Raw genomic sequence first — 23,391 nt, forward strand, 5'->3', positions numbered from 1 at the left:
CCAGTTGGAACTTATTTTTATGTATTGAGACTTGAAAATGGAGAAGCTAAAAACGGATGGATTTATCTAAACAAATAGTTTCCCCGAAATTAAACATCTAAATTCTTAAAAATAATATTACATCATATCATGAAGAACTTATATATCGCACTATTTATATTACTTTTCTCACTGCCATCGCTTGCTCAGCAAGATCCACAGTACACACAGTACATGTACAATATGGCAGTTATCAATCCTGCGTATGCAGGATCTAAAGAAGGAATATCTTTAGGAGCATTATACAGAAATCAATGGACCGGATTTGACGGTGCCCCAAGAACGTTTACGTTCTTTGGGCATTCGCCTGTCGGTAAAAACGTTGGACTAGGATTATCTTTAATTTCAGATCAAGTAGGACCTGTAAAAGAAACCAATACTTACGTTGACTTTGCATATACACTAAACTTAGGCGGCGCTCATAAATTAGCGTTCGGGATAAAAGGAGGACTTACATTCCACGATATCGGATTGTTATCTCAAGTAAACCCAACACTAATCGATCAAGGAGATGAAGCCTTCTCTAGTGATGTAAATGAGACAACTTTCAATATGGGAGCTGGACTTTTTTACTATACTGACAACTACTACTTAGCACTATCGGTTCCTAACTTTTTAAACGGGAAACACTTAGACGTTAATGGTAGAGCGTTTGGTTCAGAAGTACAACATTACTTCCTTACGGGTGGATATGTATTCCAAGCAACTCCAAATACTAAAATTAAACCATCATTTTTAGTAAAGTCAGCATTTGATGCACCTACATCATTTGACTTAAACTTGAATGCCTTATTTTATGAAAAATTTGAAATTGGAGCTTCGTACCGTTTGGATGACTCTTTCAGTGGAATGGTCAACTTTGCGATTAACCCGAGATTACGTATAGGCTATGCCTATGATGCAGTAACTTCAGAAATTTCTTCTGTAGCTAGCGCATCGCACGAAGTATTTTTATTATTTGATTTATACTTCCCACGAAAAATTTCTCGTTCGCCAAGATATTTCTAAAACCTAATACGCCAATAAACAATGAAAAAACTATATATATTATTTCTAGTTCTAGCAACATCTAACGTGTTTGCTCAGAATAATAAAACAAAAAAGGCCGACAAGCTTTACAACAGGCTTGAATATGTAAAAGCGGCTGAGGAATATGAAGAAATTGCCATTGATGATGCTGACGCTTATGTATACGAACAACTAGCAAACTGCTATTACAATCTTTTCAAAACAGAAGATGCAGAACGTTGGTATAGACAAAGTATTTCTGAAGGAAACAACAAAGCAGACGTATACTTCAAATATGCACAAATGCTGAAAGCCAACGGAAAATATGAGCAACACAATGAGTATATGTCTAAATTCGCGGAAGCGAAACCAAGAGACAGAAGAGCAATTGCTTTTAATAAAAATCCAAACTACATTCCGCAAATATTAGCGAAAGTGACTAAGTTTGAAGTGAAAAACTCAGAAATCAATACACAAAACTCTGATTTTGGAGCAATCTCAACTGGAAACTCAGTATACTTTACGTCTACGCGTGACGGTGGAAGAAAGTACGGATGGAACGATCAACCATACTTAGACATCTACATGGCTTCGTATGATGGAAACGGAGACTTATCAAATGCAATCTCTTTATCAGATGATATCAATACAAAATATCATGAAGGAACTGTAAGTTTCTCTCCAGACAAGAAAACAATGTACTTTACGCGTGAAAATTACTATGATGGTAAATTCAAAAAAGATGAAGACGGGCAAGGAACATTAAACTTGTACACAGCAACAATGTCAGGTGGAGAATGGTCAAATGTAAAACCTGTACCATTTAACAATGATGAGTATTCTGTAGGACATCCAGCGGTAAGCGCAGATGGAAAAACATTATACTTTGCTTCTGATATGCCAGGCGGTTTAGGACAATCTGATATATACAAAGTTGCTATTAATAGTGACGGATCTTTTGGAGAACCAGAAAACTTAGGAGACACTATCAATACGGAAGGAAGAGAGTTTTTTCCATACATGAGTAGCAACAATACCTTATACTTTTCTTCTGACGGACATTTAGGAATTGGAGGATTAGATGTATTTGCTTCAAAAATAAAAGACGGTTCTTTCGGTGCAGTTCGTAACTTAGGAACACCATTAAACAGTAATTCAGATGATTTCTCTTTTACATTTGATGAAGAGTCTAAAAAAGGATTTGTAGCTTCTAACCGCGATGGTGGAAAAGGAAGTGACGACATTTATGAAGTAAACCTAATCAATCCTATTTGTGATGTTGACTACGTAATTACAGTAACAGACAAAGAAACTGGAGCTGTATTAAGCGGAGCAAATGTTGTATTAGCAGACGATCAAGGAAACAGTGTTGGTTCAAAAACTACCGATGCAGAAGGAAAAGTAGTTTTCAAAGTAGAATGCGACAAGTCTTCTCAATTAGAAGCTAGTATTGAAGGATATGTTCCTGAAAAAGTAGATGTAAACAGTGGAGACAATCCAGAAAGAATTGTGGACATTTCATTAGCACCAATTGAAGAAATCATTGAAGAAGAAGTAATTGTATTAAATCCAATTTATTTTGACTTCGATAAGCACAACATCCGACAAGATGCTGCATTCGAATTGGACAAAGTAGTTTCTGTAATGACGAAATATCCAAATATGGTTATCAAAGTAGAAACACATACTGATTTTAGAGGTCCAGCTTCATACAATCAGCGTTTATCTGAAAGAAGAGCAAAATCTACAGTACAATACATCATTTCTAATGGAATTGATGCTTCACGCTTAAGTAGTGAAGGAAAAGGAGAAAGTTCTCCATTAATTGACTGTAAAAAATGTACAGACGAAGAACACCAACAAAACCGTCGTTCTGACTTCATTATTGTAAGCAAAGACTAATTACAATAACATATAATATTTAAAAAACCTGTAACTCCCGTAGTTGCAGGTTTTTTTATGTCATCTACTTTCTAGTATGATGTAAAATCAGTAAGTTTATTAAAAATCATTTTTATGACGATAACTATTAATGATGAATCCCTTACGGGTGATATTCTAAATCAAATACAAATCGCTGTTGAAAGCGAAATTGTTACGGTAAAAGATATCATAATCGCACGCGTAACAGCAGAAGTAGAAGCATATAATAACAAACTTCCAGAGTACTTTAAAGGTTTCATTCGTCCAACTGCATCCGAACAAACATTAAACGGTTACAAGCTCAAAAAAACGCGCGCTAAAATTGATGCAGAACAGCAAACGTTCATCGCACTTGATGCATTTCAAAACAATAGCTTTTTCGTTTTAATAGACAATCAGCAATCGGAAAGTTTGGAACAGCAAGTATTGGTCACAAAAACAACCACAGTTAGCTTTGTAAAACTCACACCTTTAGTTGGTGGATAAATTCATACTATGGGATTTAAAAATATCTTTAAAAAAATACTAAGTACAGAGTCCGAAACTAAAGATGTAAACAAAGTCTTCGAAGAAAGATTGCGTACAATTGTTGCAGATTGCCAGTTAAATTACTCTTATTACAATATCTCTCTCGGAAAATTAAAATCGTATCAAGCGTTAAAAGCAGAAAGTACCGCCTTGAGAAAAGAGTACATACGATATCTTATTCCTAAAATTAAAAAACTATCAAAAGAAAATAGTAAAAAAAATTGGGAAGCAAGTCGGAATGAACGTTACCGAGAATATGTATACAATGAGTTATTAAGTGGACTAATGCGAAGTAATTTGGCATATACGAGTGCAGAAATCATTGAAGTGTTTCATGACTATATCAGTGCTAGTAAAGATGGTAAAAAAAGGTTCAATGATTGGCCTATTGGTTTCTCAGTACAACAAATAGAAAGAATTATCAAAAAAGAAGAAATGACGCCTGAATTGAAGGCGCTCATTCAACAACTATTATCATCTCATTTAAAAGGCAATGTATCATCCTATTGGGGATCAGATCTTGAAAAAGTACGCGTAAAGCTTGAAAAAATGATTTTTGAAAGCGAAAATGCCGATGGGAAAACTGCGCCATACATACTCACGGAAGATCGTTTGGGAGAACTAATAAATACAGAAACAGCAGCGCTAAACGATGCGTTAAAAGATCATTTCTATCAACTATTTCATCTTTTTTGTAAAGCGACCGCAGGAAAACCAAGCAAACGGTTCTTAAAAAACACCAGTGAAATTATTGATGCTATTGGTATTTCGAAATATAAAACTATTGTACATCCTTGGCTCACATTTGCAGCAACATTAAAGGAGCTTGAAACATTAAATAGATACGATCACGGCAACGGTCGTATTTACGAGCATACTAGTTATGAATATCTGCATGAAAAAAACACTGTTTTCCTTAAAGGTTTGGCGTGGAGTATGGGGAAATTTCACGACAGTACAACGCTAAGTATTCTTGCAAAACTAACAGAACGCGCGTATAAAAAATTGCCAGGTGTTGGTCCTACGGCTGCAGGTGTTGGAAATGCATGTATTTATACATTAGGAAACACAAAAGGATTAGAAGGAATCAGTCATTTATCGCGATTAAAACTAAAAATTAAGCAAAACAATACGCGAAAACTCGTTGAAAAATATATCGAAGAAGCTTCAATAAAACTAGGTGTTTCTTCATCTGAAATCGAAGAACTTTCTATTCCAAATTTCGGATTAGAAGATGGAGCAAAAACCTATACATTCGATGAGTATACTTTAGAAATAAGTATTCAAGAGCTAGGGAAAGTAAACTCAGTTTGGCGAAAGCCTGATGGAAAATCGCAAAAAACGGCACCAGCATTCGTAAAAAATTCTACGAAACATGCAGCAAAACTTAAAAAGGCAAAAAGTGATGTAGCACAAATTAAAAAATACCTCACAGCACAACGCGATCGAATTGATAGATTGTATTTAGACAATCGTGTTTGGAGCTATGAAAATTTCGTGAAACATTATTTGAATCATGGTTTAGTTAGTTTTATCGCAAAAAGACTTTTATGGCAATTTAAGAAAGGAGAGAACTTCGTTACTGCTTTATACTTAAATAATCAGTGGATAACTCAAGAAGATACCATCCTAGATTGGGTTACAGCTGAAACAGAAGTTCGTTTATGGCATCCAATTCACGAAGCTGTAGCTGGTGTATTATTTTGGCGAACAAAACTAGAATCGTTCGAAATAAAACAACCATTAAAACAAGCGTATCGCGAAGTGTATATACTAACAGATGCAGAAATAAACACAAAAACCTATAGCAACCGAATGGCAGCGCATATTTTAAAGCAACACCAATTCAATGCATTGACAAGTATTCGCGGATGGAAATATTCACTTTTGGGCGCGTATGATGATGGTTACGACCGACAACTTGCTACGATTCAAGTAAAAGCGCATCAAATAGAAGCGCAATTTTGGATCAACGAATTGAATGCAGATGATGAATTTAATGATGCGGGAATTTGGAATTATGTTGCAACCGATCAAGTACGATTCATAAAAAATAATGAAGTCATTGATTTGGTAGAAGTCCCAAAACTAGTACTTTCAGAAATTTTACGCGATGTAGACCTATTTGTTGGTGTTTGTAGTGTTGGAAACGATCCGGAATGGAGAGACAATGGCGGATTGCCACAATACCGTGATTATTGGACAAGTTATTCTTTTGGAGATTTAACTGAAGTTGCAAAAACGAGAAAAGACATCTTAGAAAAACTATTACCTCGATTAAAAATCAACAAAATTGCTACAATTGACGGAAAGTTTTTACGCGTAAAAGGCACCAAACGTACGTATAAAATTCATATTGGAAGCTCCAACATTTTAATGGAGCCAAACGATCAATATCTCTGCATCGTTCCAGCCAGAGGAGAAGACAAAAAAACGAAAAATATCTTTTTACCGTTTGAAGGCGATCGCGGATTATCGTTAGTATTAAGTAAAGCATTTTTACTAGCGGAAGATGATAAAATCACGGATACAACCATTCTAAGTCAAATCAACTAATGATAAAAACGAAAGCGCTCAAAACAAAATTAAAGCAAACACATATTGTGGTAGTTGGTTGTGGCGGTTTGGGTTGCGGAACGTTAGTATCGTTGGCGTTACTTGGTGTTGGAAAACTTACAATTATTGACGACGATCGGGTAGAAGCGGACAATTTACAACGTCAAATTTTGTTTGATCTCAATTCGATTGGAAACTATAAATGTGATGTCGCTACCGCGGAATTAAAAGCGCGCAACCAAACGATTGAAATTACAAGTTTCAAAGAACGTCTAACGTCTCAAAACAGTAAAAAATTACTCAAAGAAGCACATATTGTTGTCGATTGTACAGACAATTATGCCGCACGTTTGGCAATTGACGTTTTTTGCAGCAAACACCAAATTCCAATGATATATTCGGGCGTAAAAGAAATGAAAGGACACATTTCGGTATTCAATTACAAAGGTGGAAAATCGTTCACTGAAACCTTTACAAATGACCAAAATCTATTTCAAAATGAAGATTGCAACGATGCCAACGTCATGCCGCAAATAGTAAGTATGGCTTCAAGTTTTCAAGTGAACGAAGTTGTAAAAATTTTACAGCAAGCTTCAAACGTATTGCAAGGGAAATTACAAGTATTTGATCTTTCAAAAAATGTGTTTCGAGTTTATAATTTAAAATAGTATTAGACAAAAATGTAGCTAACATCATATAAAAAATAGTTAGTGTTATTCTTTTTTATTAACTACATTCGCTACTGAAACAACCTACCGAATTATATACCAAATATCAGTAAACATTTAATGCTGATTTTGAAAAACCAATTACACCATGAAAACCAACCTTGTATACAAAACATTAATTACAGCATTAACACTTTTTAGTTTTTTTTATTCAACGCAGTCAAACGCGCAATGTACATTACAAGTATTTCCTAACGTAGTAAATAATGATTGTCAAAATGCAAATAAAGCAGAAGTATCAGCAGTTGGTATATTTGGCACACCTCCGTATACAGCAGTTTGGACTAACGCTATGGGAACTTTAGTAGAGACTGATACGAATTTGCTTCAAGGGCAAGCATCTAACGCCTCAGACTTAGCAGCAGATACATACACCGTAACCTTTACAGATGCTACTGGAAGTTGTCAAGTATCTGCTAACATATCTGTTGGTAATATAACAATTGATACTTCTACAACCGTAAATAGTGGTACAATCACTGCAAATGCTACAGGAGTAACGTACCAATGGGTAAATTGTGATACTATGAGTGACATAATGGGCGAAAATGGTAATAGTTACACGCCAACACTAAGTGGAAACTATGCCGTAAGATTAACAAGTAGTACGTGTGTTGACACTTCAGATTGTGTTGCAATAACTACTTTAGGAATTACTGAAAATTCTTTTTCAGATACATTTAATGTGTATCCAAATCCAACATCAGGAAATTTTTCAATTGCGTTTGATAAGATACATGCCAATCTAAATGTTGTTTTATATTCCATGACTGGAAAAGTAATACAAAAGGAAAATGTGGAAAACGCTTCACAAATTCAATTAAATATTGATAGCGCTGTAGGGATTTATATTCTCAAAATTATAGGATCTAACGGAGAAACTTCTTTTATAAAAGTGATTAAAAAGTAAGTTCTATGCAATGAATAATTCTATGCAAATTGTACTATTTTTATAAAAAGCGTCAAATGTATTGCAAGGAAAATTGTAAGTATTTGATCTTTCAAAAAAAATATTTCTGGTGTTTAAATTGAATTAAAAAAGATATTCATCTCATATAAAAATTAGATATTGTTCTAAAAATAAGTATTTTGTAAACTATATGTAGAGAATTACAAATGGAATACACCGAATTTTTCCTTGGGTTATACTGAAACCTGCCGTATTTGACAAAAAAGAAATTCTCAACAAAACAGCAAATGCTCCGCAACATGTTGAAAACCATTTTAAGAAGTTGTTAGATGCGAATGTAAATTTCCCTTCGCAAGAGGCAATTGAAAACGAGTTAATTCAGTTTTTCAACAACATAGAAATTGAAGAAAACGATTTGGTCAAATATATATGTTTAGAGCTTTCCAAAGGAAGCTCAGTGGCTTCTGTTACAGCGTCAATTCCACTTTCCATTCGTGTCATTCAAAAGAAATTTAAAACGATTGTTGGCATGTCTATGCGGCACTATTCTTATAATGTGAGACAACGTAAACTCTGGATTGATTTGTTAAATGAAGAAAATGATAAACTGCACACCATTTTAAATCATGGATATTACGACCAGGCGCATTTTATAAATACTTTTAAGAAAAAAATGCAACGATCACACATAAATTTTGAATCATATCTAAAAAAAATACAAATTTCAGTCATAGAAAATTGACGCAATTTTACAATCGTTCATACGTATCAAACTCTATTTTTGAAACTAAACAAACTCTATTATGAAGCTATTCGTTATACTCAGTTTCTTTTTTGCAATACACACTGTATTTGCTCAAGAAACACCTTTGCCAAATACGCCAAACACTATTGAACAATTAAGTTTTATGAAAGGAACTTGGAAAGGAGAAGGCTGGGTTTTTGGTAAGGATGGAAAGGCTAATAAATTTTCTCAAACAGAAATCATACAATCGAAAGTAAGTAATAAAATCTTAATGATTGATGGCTTGGGATATGCAATTGATAGTACAGGCGTAACAGACAGAATTATCCATGAAGCCTTTGGTATTATATCATATAATTCAGATAAAAAAAGTATTGTTATGCTTTCTTATTCAGGAATAGGAGGAGAATTTACCTCAAATATGACATTGATTGATGACAAAAAATTGCAATGGTCTTTTGTTGATGAAAGAAGCAAAGGCACAATTCGATTCACAGACGATTTTTCAGAAAAAGGCAAATGGGTAGAAATTGGCGAAATTTCAATGAACGGAAAAGATTGGTTTCAATTTTTCGAAATGACACTGTACCGAAAAGACTAAACCATTTTAAAATGAAGTTTTTTTTAGTTTTTGAATAGAACTTAAAGATGATTCTTTCGTGAAAAAATAATCACGTAGTAACACGCTCTTTTAAATCGATAGTACTTTCTATATTTGGAATAACCAACCAATTCACATTATGAAAGTCATTAATATTATTCCAATAACGCAAACGAGTCCTAGTGATAACGGGCTTTATTTTGATGGTCGTCCTTGTTTCAATCCTGAAGGAAATACGGTTCTTTTTGAACGAAATGGAAACGGAATTTCGCGAAATCAACTTTGGACAGTAGACATCAATACAAATTCAGAAAATCTATACTACAAAAGTGATACGTACGGTTGTTTGCGTGCTTCTTGGTCATGGAATCCTAAACAAAAATCAAATCAAATAGCATTTACAGGAATATTTCCTAAAGGTCATTTGCCAACGTCACGAATTATGCTTTTAGATGAAAATGGAATGAATAATAGCGCCACACATCTCATCGTTCCTGGATATGAAAAAGCGCAATTATCATATCCTGCTTGGTATGCTAATGAAATGACTTTATTAATCACAGACTATTCAAATAATGACCCAAAGCTATTAAAGTTTGATATCAACTCAGCACAATCTGAAAAATTGACATATCCGGATTTTTGGTCAGGAATGGGAACCGTAAACCCTGTAGTATCAACCTTAATTGCGTACGCAGGACAACGTGTAAAATCAAAAGGATACTATCAAAAAAAGAATAAAGTCTATATACAAAACGGATACAGCGAACCAATCGTATTCTCTAATCCAGCGGATGATGTTGATGGGCGTACACCTTGGTTTAGCAATGATGGACGTATATTGGCTTTTGAATCAAAAACGGAGCAGACAAATCTACAAATCTTTCTAAAAAAAGTCGATTTAACAAATCCAAACACACCTATAATCCATGTAGATGGTCCTAGTCTTGCTGCGGCACATCCAAAGTTTTCTCGTGACGGATCTCTAATTGTTTGGGCACAAAATAATGAACAAGGCGGATCGCAAATTTACATGGGAACAATTATCGACAACGATGATTAACCCTTAAAGTTAAAATCGAGTATTTATACCGTATTATTTTAAAACTTTTAATCCTACTTTTGGAATATAAGTTTTGATGTGATTCCCCCAAAAATATACTATTACTTTGAAATATATATTATAGTGATGACAACGCATGAAAATATACTTATAGGAAGTGACACTTCTGTTTCATTGGCTTCTATTCTTAAAAGCTTACAAACAATGAATCAGTATAGTTTTATTACGGCTACGCGCGTTTCTGATATTGTACAGCTTTCAAAATCTATTCAGCCAGCATTCATCATTTTAAGTTTTAGAGACAATCAAAATGTAATCAATTCCTTATTATCGTACAATCGCGATTTTTCAATTCCGATGTTATGTTTGCAAACCAAAAGCCAATACAGAGAGCTGCAAATTCGTGAAAATTTAGTCGTATTTACACAATCGTTTGAATATGGAATGCAATCAAACAATTTAGTGACCAATATGTTGGGAATATTAAAATTGATCAAAAAAACGGAAACAGTTTCTTCATCAAAAATAATGGTGCCTAAAGGAAAATATCCCGAAGATCAAAGCAAAGACTTAACACGATACACACTTGAATTGGATCAAAAAAAAGCCGTATTAGACAAAATAAAAGAACGCATCAAACAACTATATACTGATGTAGATGCAGCGACCAAAACACAACTGATGTCTATTGTGAATACGATCAAAATGGCTCGAAATGACCGAAAACACTGGGACGATTTCAAGCATTATTTTGAAAACATAAATCCTAACTTTCTCAAACAACTTAGTGCTACATTTCCGTGTCTCACCGCAAAAGACTTAAAATACTGTTGTTATCTTAAAATGAACATGTCTAACGAAGATATCCGGCTCATTCTTGGTATTAATCAAGAAAGTGTACGCACACACAAATACCGACTAAAGAAAAAAATGGTCTTAGAGAAACACCAAGATTTACACAACTATCTGCAAACCTTTGCGAGTTAGCAAAAAAAAGAAGCTACCTTTTACAGCAGCTTCCAAACTATAGTTTTATCAAATTGGTATTTTAGAAAGTGCAACCTAAAGCAGATCCACAACCATCTACTACTGAACCGCCACAACCAGGTCCTACCAATGTTGGACGTATGGTTGTTGTTTGACATTCAACAATATTTTGTGTCTCACAGTTAATAAGTCTTGATGGACAAAAATTTGATGGACAAAAAACGGTGTCAATAGGACATACAACAACCGAAATAAATGTACCACCTACTGTTTGTTGTGATTCTAAGTTAGACACTACTTTCTTATTAAGTGTTAACTTCTTTAAACTCTTTTTGTTTTTTTTCATGGATTAATATGGGCATGCAACCGTGTCAATTGGACAACCTATAGTTTCAATAGGACATACTAAACTGTCTGTAGGACAGATAAATCGTGTTTCAATTGGGCATATCCAAGTGTCAGGACATGCCAAAGTATTAATTGGACAATTCCAGCGTGTTTCAATCGGACAAATGAAGCCAGAAGCTGGCGCGCCTCCGTTTGCTTGTAATCCTTCTAGTTTTGACACTACTTTTTTGTTTAGTGTCAGTTTCTTTAAACTCTTTTTGTTTTTTTTCATGGTTTTCTAGTTTTTAAAAATTTATAATTCTTTTACCGTTACGTAACAGTGATACAAAGGTTACTTTTAATAACGATTTGAAAAACAGCTTTCTAAATACTTTTTCATAGTGTTTTTCCTGTTTTTTGTTTAGGAAAAACACTATAGAAACTAAGAGGATAATATGTTGTGTAACACTACTGTAGATTTTGAATGAAGATTTTTAGTTTCAAGAATGTGACAATAGTTCAATAGCTTTTATTTTAATATCTTTGAAAGTCCACTCGTGTTAATTAAAAAAACAACACAAGTCAAAATAGAAAAACACCACCAAGAAGATGAAAAAAGCCTTAAAAATTATAGGAATCATACTCGTAGTTGTCATAATACTTATTGCATTCAACTATTCTAAATTAAATATCATGTCTGGTTATTCTGCAAAAAATATGAGTTCTTCTGTTTTTGTAGCAGGCAGAGCACCAGCTTTTACAGACAGTACAGATAATGGTTTTGCACCAATAAATTTTGCACGAGACTATGTGAATTTAGAAGACAAATATGCTACCGCTTCTGTGTATGGGTTTATGACACGCAAAGCTGTATTCCGTAAAGGTTTGGGAAGTGTATTAATTGATGATGATTACGATACTACAAAAGAAACGTCAATTCCGTTTCGTTCCAATATAGCACGCATGACGCCGTATCCGTACGGAAACATGAAACAAAAAGATACCACTTTTACCAACGTTGATTACAAAAAAATCGAAAACGCAGTAAACTATGCTTTTGCAAAAGTTAATGGCGAAGATGTCAAAAAAGCACGTGCGGTATTAGTATTATACAAAGATCAAATCATTGCTGAACAATATGCAAAAGGATTCAACAAAGATTCAAAAATATTAGGTTGGTCCATGACAAAAAGTTTAATAAGTACAATGTATGGCGTGCTACAATATCAAGGAAAACTCAACGTGCAGGACAAAGCGCCTATTGAAGCTTGGAAGAATGACGAACGAAATAACATTACCATTCACAACTTATTACAGATGAATAGCGGTTTGGAATGGGAAGAAAACTATGAAACCATCTCTGATGTGACGAAAATGCTTTTTCTTGCGAAAGATATGACAGCTGCGCAGGCTGATAAACCTTTGGCAGGAAAGATAAACGAAACGTGGAATTATTCTTCTGGAACTTCAAACTTACTCTCAGGAATTTTGCGCAAGCAATTCGATACACATCAAGAATACTTGAACTTTCCGTATGTAGAGTTTATTGACAAAATAGGAATGCATTCCATGTTGATTGAAGCGGATATGGAAGAAAACTATGTAGGTTCTTCGTACGGATGGGCAACACCGCGCGATTGGGCAAAATTTGGATTACTATATTTACACAGAGGCGATTGGAACGGCACACGTATTTTTGACGATTCTTGGGTAGATTATATTACCAAGCCAACACCAACATCAAAAGGACGTTATGGCGGACATTTTTGGCTCAATGCTGGCGGATTTCACCCAGATGTACCAAAAGATATGTATTCTGCTAACGGTTATCAAGGACAACGTATATATATCATTCCATCAAAAGATTTAGTCGTAGTTCGTTTTGGACTCGTTGGAAAAAAGGGAACGGATTTCAATAAATTTCTAAGTGAAATTTGTAACGCAATTGAATAAAAAATACCTACTGTAACTACAGTATTAATTCTATAATATAAGAGCTGCACTTTATGTTTCTACGTAAATTGCAGTTCTTTTTTTATGTAAAAAAACAGTCAAATTCTTCATATATACGGACACGTATGCTGTCATTTTCTAAAAATAGAAGCAAAAACTAACATATTACAGATTTATTGTAAAAACACATAAAATATAGTTGTAATATGTTTGTAAATTAAAACATTTGTTGTATATTTGCATTGTAATTCTTTCGAAGGAGTATAATTTTAAGCTTAAAACTATGTGAGAAATTGTTCGCGACACGTTTTTCACAACCAAAGGAGAAAGCCGAAAAGCCTTTTTATAAAGAGTAGGTAAACAATTTTAAAAATTACAATTATGCCAGTTAATCCAAATGAAATTGCTAACATCAACTTTAGTGCGATGTTAGGAAAGCCATTAACAGCAGTTATTGATGCGCAAGCAGCAGCAGCTTTATCAACGGTAGACTTTATTAATGAAGTAGGTCTTGATGATATGGGAAATGTGAAAAATGTAACATTCGCATATTCTAAATTAGTTGACGGAACGCCAACATCAGTAACCTTAACAACACCGTTGTTGACTATTATTCCAATTCCTTTTTTGCGAGTAGCCGACACTACTATTGATTTTAATGCTAAAATTTCTAGTGTCACTAAAGTTACGACTACAACTTCTCACAAATTAGATTTAAGTGCTGAATTGAGTTTACGTTGGGCTTGGGGACGTTTTAACTTTAAAGGAAGTTATTCGTACCAAAAGAAAAACACGTACTCAGATGAGTCTAAACGTTCATACAGTATGAACATTAGAATTAATGCAGTACAAGACGAAATTCCAGCAGGAATGAGTCGTGTATTAGATATGCTTGAAGAGTCTATTACAGAATCTTAGAACATCGTACACTAACAAATTGGGGAAGCCTCTTCGGAGGCTTCTTTAACTTAAAAAACAAAAAAAATCATGATTACATTAAAAGACTATATCGGAAAAATTTATAAAGAAGTAAATAATGCCAAAGTGCAGTCAGATATTGAAACATTAGCCATTGCACAAGAATATGTGCAAAACCCAATGTTAAAGCATTTTTCTGTGCCAAATATTCGCATCCGAGATATGGAATTAACCATTCCTGTTGCTGTTGATGCTACGCAAACGATTACTAGAGAATACACACAAAGAGAAATACAAAATGTATATGAAGCAGCATTCTTTAAAGTAAATGCAGACCTTTTTCCAAATCAAACAGCAGATCAAGTTGCGTATTTAGAAAGTATTAAACCAGAATTAGCAGCAAAAGCAGTTGTATATGCTGAGGAAGCAGCAGCTAGTTTAAGATCAGCAACTGCCGCAGATAGTATAGAGGCTGCACCACAAGCAGATACGGAAACAGACTTGCAAACTGCATTTAGAACGACAGAAGAAACTACTCCTATAAAAGAAACGCAAGAAGGATATGCATCTGAATCAACACCGACTAACTATACAGTAGCAATTAACAAAGCAGCCATCAAGTTTGCAGAGGTATCCTATAGTTTTGTCGGAGATAATTTTGTGCAAGAATCCGTTTTTCATAATGCAATGGTTGCAGAAATTGAAAAAAATCTTCAGCCAAAATCACCAGAAATTGAAGACCTTCCAGTAATTGTAGAAACACAAAAATTACAGGAAATCAACGATCCAGCAAACTTAATCAAAATCAAAGTTAACATTACAGACAATGCAATGGAATGGACAACAGATGTTGATGAAAATGGAAATGCCGTACAAGTATTAAACTACGAATAAATTCATTTTTCTTCATGCCAAACCAAAATGAAGAAACTCAAAATACAAACAGATGAAAACAAGTATTATAGAAAAAAACACCTTTTTTGAAGCTTCTATTTTTAAAGTAGGACTTATTTCTGAATTGCTTCGTTCCAAATCTTCACGCTTTTTAGTAGAGATTGAACGTTGGCTTTCAGAAAACCAAGAAGTATTGAAGCAATTTGGGTTTGTAGAATCAAGTCGTATGAGCATTTTACAAAACCAATTATTTGTAGCAAAAACGAAAGATGTTCCGCAAAAAAGAAGACATATATTGATGGTTGGCGCCAATTGTTTGGAAAATGCACATGAAATGTTAGCTGGTTTGCACGGACCTATTAAAAGTAAAGTTGCGCAAGGAAAAGAAACCATTCAGCAAATTTTAGTAATGATCAAAGATGATGCGGCATACAAACAAGGACAAAGAGAAAACTTTAATCAATATGTAAAAAATACCTGGAAGCGTTTGCGACAAGATCCCCAATTTAGTGCTGTAGCAATGCAATTGCAAACAGTTCTTCCTGAAGTAGATATTTACAGAATTATTGCGGAAGAGATTGAACTGTAATTTATTTATAAAAAAAATCCCAAAGCTTTTTTATGCTTCGGGATTTTCAACTCTTTATTTTGTCTTTCCTTTATAGATCGAATCCTAAGTTAACACCCAATTTTTGGGCAATTAGTTTGTTGATTCGGGTTTTAATGGCGCTAATCTTCACGCTCTCTAAAACGTTATTAGCAAAAGCATACGTTAGTAATGCTTTTGCTTCCTTCTCAGGAATTCCGCGTGAACGCATATAAAATAAAGCATCTTTATTTAACTGACCAATGGTACAACCGTGCGAACATTTTACATCATCTGCAAAAATTTCTAGCTGAGGTTTGGTATTAATTGTTGCTTTATCGTCTACTAAAATATTATTATTCGCCTGAAATGCGTTGGTCTTTTGTGCTTCTTTCTCTACAACTACTTTTCCGTTGAAAACTCCTGTAGAACGATCAGCAAAGATACCTTTATAATCTTGGTGACTTTCACAATTTGGTTCAATATGATGTACCAATGTATTATGATCTACATGTTGCTTATCGCCAATAATGGTAATTCCTTTCATGGTAGAATCAATGCGTTCTCCTTTTTGGAAAAATTGCAGATTGTTTCTGACTAACTTTCCTCCAAAAGAAAACGTGTGTACAGATACATTGCTACTTTGCTTTTGAGAAATAAACGTATTATCGATCAAAGAAGCCTCTTGATTGTCATTCTGAATCTTGTAATAATCAATAATAGCACGCTTATTTGCAAACACTTCTGTTACCGAATTTGTCAATACTACATTCGATGTTAAGCTTTGATGGCGCTCAATAATTTGTACATGCGAATTTTCATCCACCACAATCAAATTACGTGGTTGCAACATCACAGAAGCTTCACTTCCTGTAGAAAAATGTACAATTTGTATGGGTTTCTCAACCACTTTATTTCTTGGAATGTGAATGTATGCACCTTCCGAAGCAAAAGCAGTATTCAAGGAAGTCAAACTATGATCTGCTTTTGCAGCTTGATTATAGTATGAATCCATAATGATCTTATATTTCGGTTTGTTTAAAGCAGAACTCATCAAACAAACATCAATATCATCGTGTGTTGTTTCTGAAAGGAACGAACTATATTTTCCATCAATAAATACAATTTTATAGGTATCAATATCGTGGATAAAATACTTTTTTACGTCCTTAAATTCAATTGCCGATTCGTGTTTTGGAGAAATCGTATAATCGTGCTTTAATAGTGCATTTAGCGAAGTATACTTCCAATCTTCATCTTTCTTTGTTGGAAATCCTTTTTGTTGAAACGTTCTAATAGCTTCATTTCTGATTTCATTTATGTTTTTTGATTCTTCATGATGCACACTATCTTCAAAAACCATAAAGGATGACAATAATTTATCTTTTAACTCCATTTGTAGTGCTTAAATAGTTGCTTCTTGCTTAATCCAATCGTATCCTTTTTCCTCTAATTCTAAAGCCAATTCTTTTGTGCCTGATTTTACAATTTTTCCATTGTGTAAAACGTGTACAAAATCAGGTACAATATGATCTAGCAAACGTTGGTAGTGTGTAATAACAATTACGGCGTTGTCTTTACTACGTAATTTATTAACACCATTGGCAACAATACGAAGTGCGTCAATATCCAAACCAGAATCAGTTTCATCTAAGATGGCTAATTTTGGCGCTAACATTGCCATTTGAAAAATTTCGTTACGTTTTTTTTCTCCACCAGAAAAACCTTCATTTAATGAGCGCGATAAAAACTTTCTATCAATCTCTAATAATTCGGCTTTTTCACGAATTTTTTTCAACATTTCACTTGCAGGCATATCTTCTAAACCTTTTGCTTTACGTGTTTCGTTGATGGCAGTTTTTACAAAGTTTGTCACAGAAACTCCAGGAATTTCTACAGGATATTGAAATGATAAAAATACACCTTCATGTGCGCGTTCGTCAGGACCTAATTCTTCAATATTTTCTCCGTTTAAGAAAATTTCTCCATCCGTAACTTCGTATTCTTCTTTTCCAGCAATAACAGATGACAAGGTGCTTTTTCCTGATCCGTTTGGTCCCATGATTGCGTGTACTTCTCCTGCTTTTACTTCAAGATTGATTCCTTTCAGAATTCCTTTTCCTTCAATACCTGCGTGTAGATTTTTTATGTGTAACATTCTAACTATGTGTTATTTTTAAATCGAATTATTGATTGTTTTTGATGATAATCGTACCATCCTGACCACTTGGTTTTTGTACCGAAAGAATTTCTTCAATTTCAATCACTTCTTTCCAAGCATTTGGAACAGGGTTTGGTTTTTTGGTACCTCTTATAACAACAGGAACCATGTCTTCATCTTTTGTTTTGTATTGTTTACATTGTTCATTAAGCGCTAGCATTTGGTCGTCAATAACAACACCATATATTCCGCCACTACCAGTTTGAAGTACGGCAGCTTTTTCACTTTCTAGGTATAAAAACATTCCAGAAAATGTTTCTTTTAAGTCTCCTACTGTACGCGTAGTTTTGATGTTAGATTGTTGTTGAGTGCCAGTTTTTGGTAGCTCTTTTGTGTCTGTTTCGTTTGCTTTGTCAGTTGACTTCCCATCATTTTTACAACTAATAATAAGTAAGCTAAGTGCGAAGATGAAATAGATTTTTTTCATTTTATACTATTTATGATTGATTATCCAACAGAACCTTCTAATGAAATTTCTAATAATTTTTGTGCTTCTACAGCAAATTCCATTGGTAACTTATTTAATACGTCTTTGCTAAAACCATTTACAATTAAGGCAATGGCTTTTTCGGTATCAATTCCACGTTGGTTGCAATAGAAAATTTGGTCTTCTCCAATTTTACTTGTCGTAGCTTCGTGTTCTATTTGAGCCGATTTGTTTTTTACTTCTATGTACGGAAACGTGTGTGCGCCACATTTATTTCCCATTAACAGCGAATCACATTGCGAAAAGTTACGTGCATTGTCTGCTTTAGAAGCAATTTGCACCAAACCTCTATAACTGTTTTGTGATTTACCAGCAGAAATACCTTTAGAAATAATGGTACTCTTGGTGTTTTTTCCAAGATGAATCATCTTAGTTCCAGTATCTGCTTGTTGGTAATTGTTTGTAACTGCTATTGAGTAAAATTCTCCAACCGAATTGTTTCCTTTTAATATACAACTTGGATATTTCCATGTGACCGCAGAACCAGTTTCTACTTGTGTCCAAGAAATTTTAGAATTGGTTTCGCACAATCCTCTTTTCGTTACAAAATTGTATACGCCACCTTTTCCTTCTGCATTTCCTGGAAACCAGTTTTGCACCGTAGAATATTTAATTTCAGCATCGTCCATAGCAATTAATTCTACCACGGCGGCATGTAATTGATTTTCGTCACGTGATGGTGCAGTACAACCTTCAAGGTAACTTACATAACTACCTTCATCAGCAATTAGTAACGTACGTTCAAATTGTCCAGTTCCTGCTTCATTAATTCGGAAATAGGTTGATAATTCCATTGGGCAACGAACACCTTTTGGAATGTAACAAAAAGATCCATCCGTGAAAACGGCAGAATTTAAAGCTGCGTAAAAGTTATCTTTTTTAGGAACTACAGTTCCTAGATATTTTTTGACTAATTCAGGATGTTCTTGAATGGCTTCAGAAATAGGGCAGAAGATAATGCCTTTTTCAGCCAATGTTTTTTTGAAAGTTGTGGCTACAGAAACGGAATCGACGACAATATCAATGGCAATTCCTTGGAGTTTCTTTTGCTCGTCTATCGAAATTCCTAGTTTTTTATACATTTCTAGTAATTCCGGATCTACATCATCAAGTTTTTTGTTTGGATCTGCCTTTTTTGGTGCAGAATAGTATGAAATGGCTTGAAAGTCTGGTTTTTCATAATGTACATTTGCCCATGCTGGTTCTTCCATTTCCGACCAAATTTTAAAAGCGTCCAATCGCCATTCAGTCATCCATTCTGGTTCATTCTTCTTTTTTGAAATGGCACGAACGATATCTTCATTGAGACCTTTTGGAAACGTGTCACTTTCAATGTCGGTATAAAAACCATACTCATACTCTTTAGTTTCCAGTTCTTTCTGTAATTCTTCTTCAGTATATTTACTCATTTCTTTCGATATGATTAAGAGATTCAATAGCTATGAAATCTCACTTTTTTTAATTATTTCATGTTGGTAGGAATACTTTTAGATTCATAATAATCTAAAAATGCCACATGTTTAAAAGTTGTGATTATAGAGAGAACGATTCTCCACAACCACAGGTACGCTGTGCATTTGGATTGTTGAAAACGAATCCGGTTCCGTTCAATCCGCCTGAATATTCTAAGGTAGTTCCAACGAGATATAAAAAGCTTTTTTTGTCTACAATGATTTTTACACCATTGTTTTCAAAAACTTTATCTTCTTCTGCTTTGCTGTTATCAAATGTAAGATCGTATGAGAGTCCGGAACATCCGCCACTTTTTACACCTACACGAATGTAATCGCTGGCAGCGTCAAAACCGTCGTCTGTCATAAGTTCGACTACTTTTTTACGGGCTGTGTCTGAAACTGTTATCATTTTTTTAAATACGTTTATTTTGAATGGATAAAGATAAGCTATTTGATGCTTTTATTAAAGAATCCTAGCATTTATATAACATATTGCCCGATAGAATTTTCTGATTGCACTTTTTTGTTTCCGTTAAATTAAAAAAATGACTGATAATAAAGTACTTTTTATTCGAGGTAGCGTTCTGTAGATTTTCTTTTAATCATCGCCAAAGTAGCCACATTCCATAAAAATAGATACACTTTTTAGTACATAAAAAATTCCAAATTATTAATTGTTCTTTTTATTAAGAAAAGTCTGTATGTAATTTTACCTGTTTTATCGAAATACGTGAATTCTACAAGCATTTTTTTTAAGATTAACAGTATGTTTGTGCTGTTCTAAATCAAATATAAAAACAGTATTGCGACTTTTTTTGATTTAGAGAAAACAAAATTTTTAACCCCTATTATTAATTATAATATTTAAACAAATGAGAAAAAATTACATTTTATTAGTAGCCTTTTTAACTGCTGTTTTTAACTTAAACGCACAATCATTAGGCGTAGCTGTCTGTTTTGATGGTTTTAACGATTATGTACCTTTATTAAATACAGGAACTGATATTTTTGGTGATAACTCAAATAATGATAGTTTTACTATTGAATTTTGGGTGAGTGATAACCCTACTACTGGTAGCAACCAAATGCTTACAAAACACTCTGAGGGAGGAACAAAAAAAGGATATTTTATTGACAAAACAACAGCTGGTTCAGTAATGGTTGGAATTGGAAATAACACAAACAATTGGAGTACTGTTGTTGGTACAACACTTATAAATGATGGAAATTGGCATCATATTGCATTTACGTACGATGCAACTTTAGCTGAAATCAAATTATATATTGATAGTATTTTGCAAGGAACAACTAACGGGTTTACACCGGTTTTTGATAATATTACGGAGACTCGAATAGGAAGCTCACAGCATTGGAATACGTATTATGCAGGTGTTTTTGATGAAATTAGAATTTGGAATACCGCAAGGACATTAGCTGAAATTAATTCGACTAGAAATGCAGAGATTGCTACGATTCCTTCAAGCTTAATTTTATACTATAAGTGTAATGAAGGAATGGCGTATTACGATAATTGGTTAACGTATCAGTTTGTTGATGCAACAGGAAATGGACATACAGGTGATATGTATAATATGAACCGATTTGGAGCATGTTCAAACTGGGTTAATTCTGTGCCAAACGGAACATTGTCTGTGGCTGGTTTTGAAAATACAGTTGCTAAATTGACATTATACCCAAACCCAGCAACTAATTTTATAACCGTAACTGGATTAAAAGCCAACGAACCGTATGCAATTTATAATACCATTGGTGCAAAAGTGAAAACTGGAACTGCTGTTAACAATGCAGCAATTACAATTACAGATTTAGCAAAAGGAATGTACTTCTTAAAGTTGGAAGATAATAGAACTATAAAGTTTATTAAGAAATAGTGAATGTCAGTTCTATTTCTATGATAAAAACTATGATTCGTCTTTACGAGCGATAGCGCGGTAATCTCTTTATCGGATAACGGTTTTCTTCTATGAAGAATGAGATTGCTTTGTCGTTTTGCAATGACGTTTCTTTTTTGTCAATCAAAAACATACGAGTGACAATTAAAACTTGAATAGTATAGTAGCGAATGACTTCGGTTGTTCGCTATTTTTTTGGAGTAGTTATTTTCTTGGCAAGAAAAAACCTTTAATACAACTCATATTTCGAATACAAATTTGAATATGACTTTTTTTCTGAACTCCAGCACCAGGAAATGCAGGACCACCTTCCGTAAATACACCTCTAACTGAATCAAATGATTTAAGAGAGGTATTTTTATCATTTTCGATCTCTTCCTTTATCATCTGATGAAGATACTGTATCACAGCACAGTCCAACTCTCTAATTAGTAAGTCTTTATGTGAATCTTCTTTAACATTTTTATTTTTTGGTAATTCTTTATTTATCGAAGAAAAATCTTTTTTCATTATTTCGTAGTAAATGCTGAGCATTCTGATGAATTCACTGTCAATCAAGTCTAAACAATAATCCAATGTAAGCACAACACCAATCACGGAAGCTTCTTTAATTTTACCGCGTTTTTGTTTGTCTTTTGCCCAAGCCAATGCTCGCTCGTAATTATTCTCCCAAACATAAAATCCATGTCCCAGCCAATCAAATGGCTTTTCACTTATTTTTACGTTATTTGGTTTTACAAGAAGCTGATCTCTTACCGATTTGTCACAACCGTGAAATCCAATCAATAAATTTGATCTTGAACTGTACATTTTATTTATTCAGCTGTAGCAAGAACTCTTTTTAAATTGGGGAAAGATTTTGTTAATTTTCCATTTTTCGTCACAATACCAGCAGCACTAAGAGATTCAATAGCTGACTCCTTAGATGGTTGCTCTCTCTTTAATTTTTCCGCTAATGCGAGTAATAATGATGTCTGTTCTTTTTTCATGGAGAAACTACTATTTATATCAAATGTACAAAAAACATTCCACTTTTAACCTGTCCAATAGTCTATTACAGCTTATTTTGTCAGTGTTGCGCCCAAAGTATTTTTTAAAACTCCGAAAATCGCTGATCGAAAATAAAATCAGTATCCGTTAAGGTTTTTAGGAAATCGATGATGCGTGCTTTTTCTTCGTCAGTCATGGGAATTCTGAATGTTCCATCAGTTTGTTGAAAAATTGGATCTAAGTTTTCCGTATTCTGAACTCCGTTTCGGTAATGTTCCAAAACGTCTTCTAATGAAGTCAAACGTCCGTCATGCATATACGGAAAGGTAACTTCGATGTTTCTTAAATTTGGCACTTTAAATTTATACTTGTCTTGCGGAAATCCTGTGACACGTTCGCGACCAATATCATTGTATTGTGGATCAATTGCTAGTCCATTGTTTCTAAATGATTGATCGGTAAATAATTCGCCCGAATGGCAAGAAGCACATTTTTGATTGAATAATTCCATGCCTTGCGTTTCGTTGGCAGTTAAGGTTACGTTTCCTTCGTTGCGACGA

25 protein-coding genes are annotated in these 23,391 nt (G+C 34.0%); 15 read left to right on the forward strand and 10 right to left on the reverse strand.

The window, feature by feature from the left end; all coding sequences use genetic code 11:
- Window positions 1–129: 129 nt before the first annotated feature.
- The 10 genes from AB8B65_RS16875 (at window position 130) to AB8B65_RS16920 (ending at window position 11,088) form a co-directional block, all read left to right on the forward strand.
- Window positions 130–1,047, forward strand: coding sequence for a type IX secretion system membrane protein PorP/SprF (locus AB8B65_RS16875; RefSeq protein ID WP_405302450.1), 918 nt, complete (start codon window positions 130–132; stop codon window positions 1,045–1,047).
- 21 nt (window positions 1,048–1,068) lie between these two features.
- Window positions 1,069–2,949: an OmpA family protein gene (locus tag AB8B65_RS16880; protein ID WP_405302451.1), complete on the forward strand. Its 1,881-nt coding sequence runs from the start codon at window positions 1,069–1,071 to the stop codon at window positions 2,947–2,949.
- Window positions 2,950–3,063: 114 nt separating this feature from the next.
- The gene (locus AB8B65_RS16885) at window positions 3,064–3,456 is read left to right on the forward strand and encodes a hypothetical protein (RefSeq protein ID WP_405302452.1); all 393 of its coding nucleotides are present in this window, start codon (window positions 3,064–3,066) and stop codon (window positions 3,454–3,456) included.
- Window positions 3,457–3,465: 9 nt separating this feature from the next.
- Window positions 3,466–6,054: a DUF4132 domain-containing protein gene (locus AB8B65_RS16890; protein WP_405302453.1), complete on the forward strand. Its 2,589-nt coding sequence runs from the start codon at window positions 3,466–3,468 to the stop codon at window positions 6,052–6,054.
- Window positions 6,054–6,722, forward strand: coding sequence for a HesA/MoeB/ThiF family protein (locus tag AB8B65_RS16895; protein ID WP_405302454.1), 669 nt, complete (start codon window positions 6,054–6,056; stop codon window positions 6,720–6,722). Before AB8B65_RS16890 ends, AB8B65_RS16895 begins: the two co-directional genes overlap by 1 nt.
- A 148-nt stretch (window positions 6,723–6,870) precedes the next feature.
- Window positions 6,871–7,692: a T9SS type A sorting domain-containing protein gene (locus AB8B65_RS16900; RefSeq protein ID WP_405302456.1), complete on the forward strand. Its 822-nt coding sequence runs from the start codon at window positions 6,871–6,873 to the stop codon at window positions 7,690–7,692.
- Window positions 7,693–8,014: 322 nt separating this feature from the next.
- A complete protein-coding gene (locus tag AB8B65_RS16905; RefSeq protein WP_405302457.1) occupies window positions 8,015–8,434 on the forward strand; it encodes a helix-turn-helix domain-containing protein in 420 nt (139 codons plus the stop codon).
- A 61-nt stretch (window positions 8,435–8,495) separates the two neighbouring features.
- On the forward strand, window positions 8,496–9,038 hold the full coding sequence (locus AB8B65_RS16910; RefSeq protein ID WP_405302458.1) for a hypothetical protein: 543 nt from the start codon (window positions 8,496–8,498) through the stop codon (window positions 9,036–9,038).
- Between the two features lie 139 nt (window positions 9,039–9,177).
- On the forward strand, window positions 9,178–10,101 hold the full coding sequence (locus AB8B65_RS16915; protein ID WP_405302459.1) for a hypothetical protein: 924 nt from the start codon (window positions 9,178–9,180) through the stop codon (window positions 10,099–10,101).
- Between the two features lie 123 nt (window positions 10,102–10,224).
- Window positions 10,225–11,088: a helix-turn-helix transcriptional regulator gene (locus AB8B65_RS16920; RefSeq protein ID WP_405302460.1), complete on the forward strand. Its 864-nt coding sequence runs from the start codon at window positions 10,225–10,227 to the stop codon at window positions 11,086–11,088.
- A 61-nt stretch (window positions 11,089–11,149) separates the two neighbouring features.
- Here AB8B65_RS16920 and AB8B65_RS16925 read toward each other — a convergent pair whose 3' ends face one another.
- Together AB8B65_RS16925 and AB8B65_RS16930 are read right to left on the reverse strand one after the other, a co-directional pair.
- Complete coding sequence (locus AB8B65_RS16925) at window positions 11,150–11,434, reverse strand: hypothetical protein (protein WP_405302461.1); 285 nt, start codon at window positions 11,432–11,434, stop codon at window positions 11,150–11,152.
- A gap of 3 nt (window positions 11,435–11,437) precedes the next feature.
- The gene (locus AB8B65_RS16930; RefSeq protein WP_405302462.1) at window positions 11,438–11,707 is read right to left on the reverse strand and encodes a hypothetical protein; all 270 of its coding nucleotides are present in this window, start codon (window positions 11,705–11,707) and stop codon (window positions 11,438–11,440) included.
- Window positions 11,708–12,024: 317 nt separating this feature from the next.
- On the opposite strand from AB8B65_RS16930, the gene AB8B65_RS16935 reads away from it, so the two are divergent.
- From AB8B65_RS16935 to AB8B65_RS16950, 4 genes are all read left to right on the forward strand, one after another.
- Window positions 12,025–13,368, forward strand: coding sequence for a serine hydrolase domain-containing protein (locus AB8B65_RS16935; protein WP_405302463.1), 1,344 nt, complete (start codon window positions 12,025–12,027; stop codon window positions 13,366–13,368).
- Between the two features lie 381 nt (window positions 13,369–13,749).
- Entirely contained in the window at window positions 13,750–14,286 is a 537-nt protein-coding gene (locus AB8B65_RS16940; protein WP_405302464.1) for a DUF2589 domain-containing protein, read from the forward strand.
- A 69-nt stretch (window positions 14,287–14,355) separates the two neighbouring features.
- Window positions 14,356–15,180 carry a hypothetical protein gene (locus AB8B65_RS16945; protein ID WP_405302465.1) on the forward strand — a complete coding sequence of 275 codons (825 nt, stop codon included), beginning with the start codon at window positions 14,356–14,358 and terminating at the stop codon, window positions 15,178–15,180.
- 52 nt (window positions 15,181–15,232) lie between these two features.
- Entirely contained in the window at window positions 15,233–15,769 is a 537-nt protein-coding gene (locus AB8B65_RS16950) for a hypothetical protein (protein WP_405302466.1), read from the forward strand.
- 70 nt (window positions 15,770–15,839) lie between these two features.
- Here the strand turns inward: AB8B65_RS16950 and sufD are convergent, their stop codons facing one another.
- The 5 genes from sufD to AB8B65_RS16975 all read right to left on the reverse strand — a co-directional run bounded on the left by sufD (window position 15,840) and on the right by AB8B65_RS16975 (window position 20,337).
- The gene (gene sufD, locus AB8B65_RS16955; RefSeq protein WP_405302467.1) at window positions 15,840–17,162 is read right to left on the reverse strand and encodes a Fe-S cluster assembly protein SufD; all 1,323 of its coding nucleotides are present in this window, start codon (window positions 17,160–17,162) and stop codon (window positions 15,840–15,842) included.
- A gap of 9 nt (window positions 17,163–17,171) precedes the next feature.
- Window positions 17,172–17,924 (reverse strand): Fe-S cluster assembly ATPase SufC, encoded by a 753-nt coding sequence (sufC, locus tag AB8B65_RS16960; protein ID WP_405302468.1) that lies wholly within the window; start codon window positions 17,922–17,924, stop codon window positions 17,172–17,174.
- Window positions 17,925–17,952: 28 nt separating this feature from the next.
- Window positions 17,953–18,414 carry a hypothetical protein gene (locus AB8B65_RS16965; RefSeq protein WP_405302469.1) on the reverse strand — a complete coding sequence of 154 codons (462 nt, stop codon included), beginning with the start codon at window positions 18,412–18,414 and terminating at the stop codon, window positions 17,953–17,955.
- Window positions 18,415–18,434: 20 nt separating this feature from the next.
- Window positions 18,435–19,883 (reverse strand): Fe-S cluster assembly protein SufB, encoded by a 1,449-nt coding sequence (gene sufB, locus AB8B65_RS16970; RefSeq protein ID WP_405302470.1) that lies wholly within the window; start codon window positions 19,881–19,883, stop codon window positions 18,435–18,437.
- A 124-nt stretch (window positions 19,884–20,007) separates the two neighbouring features.
- Window positions 20,008–20,337, reverse strand: coding sequence for a HesB/IscA family protein (locus AB8B65_RS16975; RefSeq protein ID WP_405302471.1), 330 nt, complete (start codon window positions 20,335–20,337; stop codon window positions 20,008–20,010).
- Between the two features lie 463 nt (window positions 20,338–20,800).
- On the opposite strand from AB8B65_RS16975, the gene AB8B65_RS16980 reads away from it, so the two are divergent.
- Window positions 20,801–21,820, forward strand: a complete 1,020-nt coding sequence (locus AB8B65_RS16980; RefSeq protein WP_405302472.1) for a LamG-like jellyroll fold domain-containing protein — start codon at window positions 20,801–20,803, stop codon at window positions 21,818–21,820.
- A 225-nt stretch (window positions 21,821–22,045) separates the two neighbouring features.
- Here AB8B65_RS16980 and AB8B65_RS16985 read toward each other — a convergent pair whose 3' ends face one another.
- From AB8B65_RS16985 to AB8B65_RS16995, 3 genes are all read right to left on the reverse strand, one after another.
- A complete protein-coding gene (locus AB8B65_RS16985; RefSeq protein ID WP_405302474.1) occupies window positions 22,046–22,627 on the reverse strand; it encodes a hypothetical protein in 582 nt (193 codons plus the stop codon).
- A 29-nt stretch (window positions 22,628–22,656) separates the two neighbouring features.
- On the reverse strand, window positions 22,657–22,830 hold the full coding sequence (locus AB8B65_RS16990) for a hypothetical protein (protein WP_405302475.1): 174 nt from the start codon (window positions 22,828–22,830) through the stop codon (window positions 22,657–22,659).
- 104 nt (window positions 22,831–22,934) lie between these two features.
- Window positions 22,935–23,391: cytochrome-c peroxidase (locus tag AB8B65_RS16995; protein WP_405302476.1), on the reverse strand; the 457-nt coding region annotated here is incomplete at its 5' end.

It is taken from the genome of Kordia sp. (genome assembly GCF_045105435.1).
Taxonomy (GTDB): domain Bacteria; phylum Bacteroidota; class Bacteroidia; order Flavobacteriales; family Flavobacteriaceae; genus Kordia.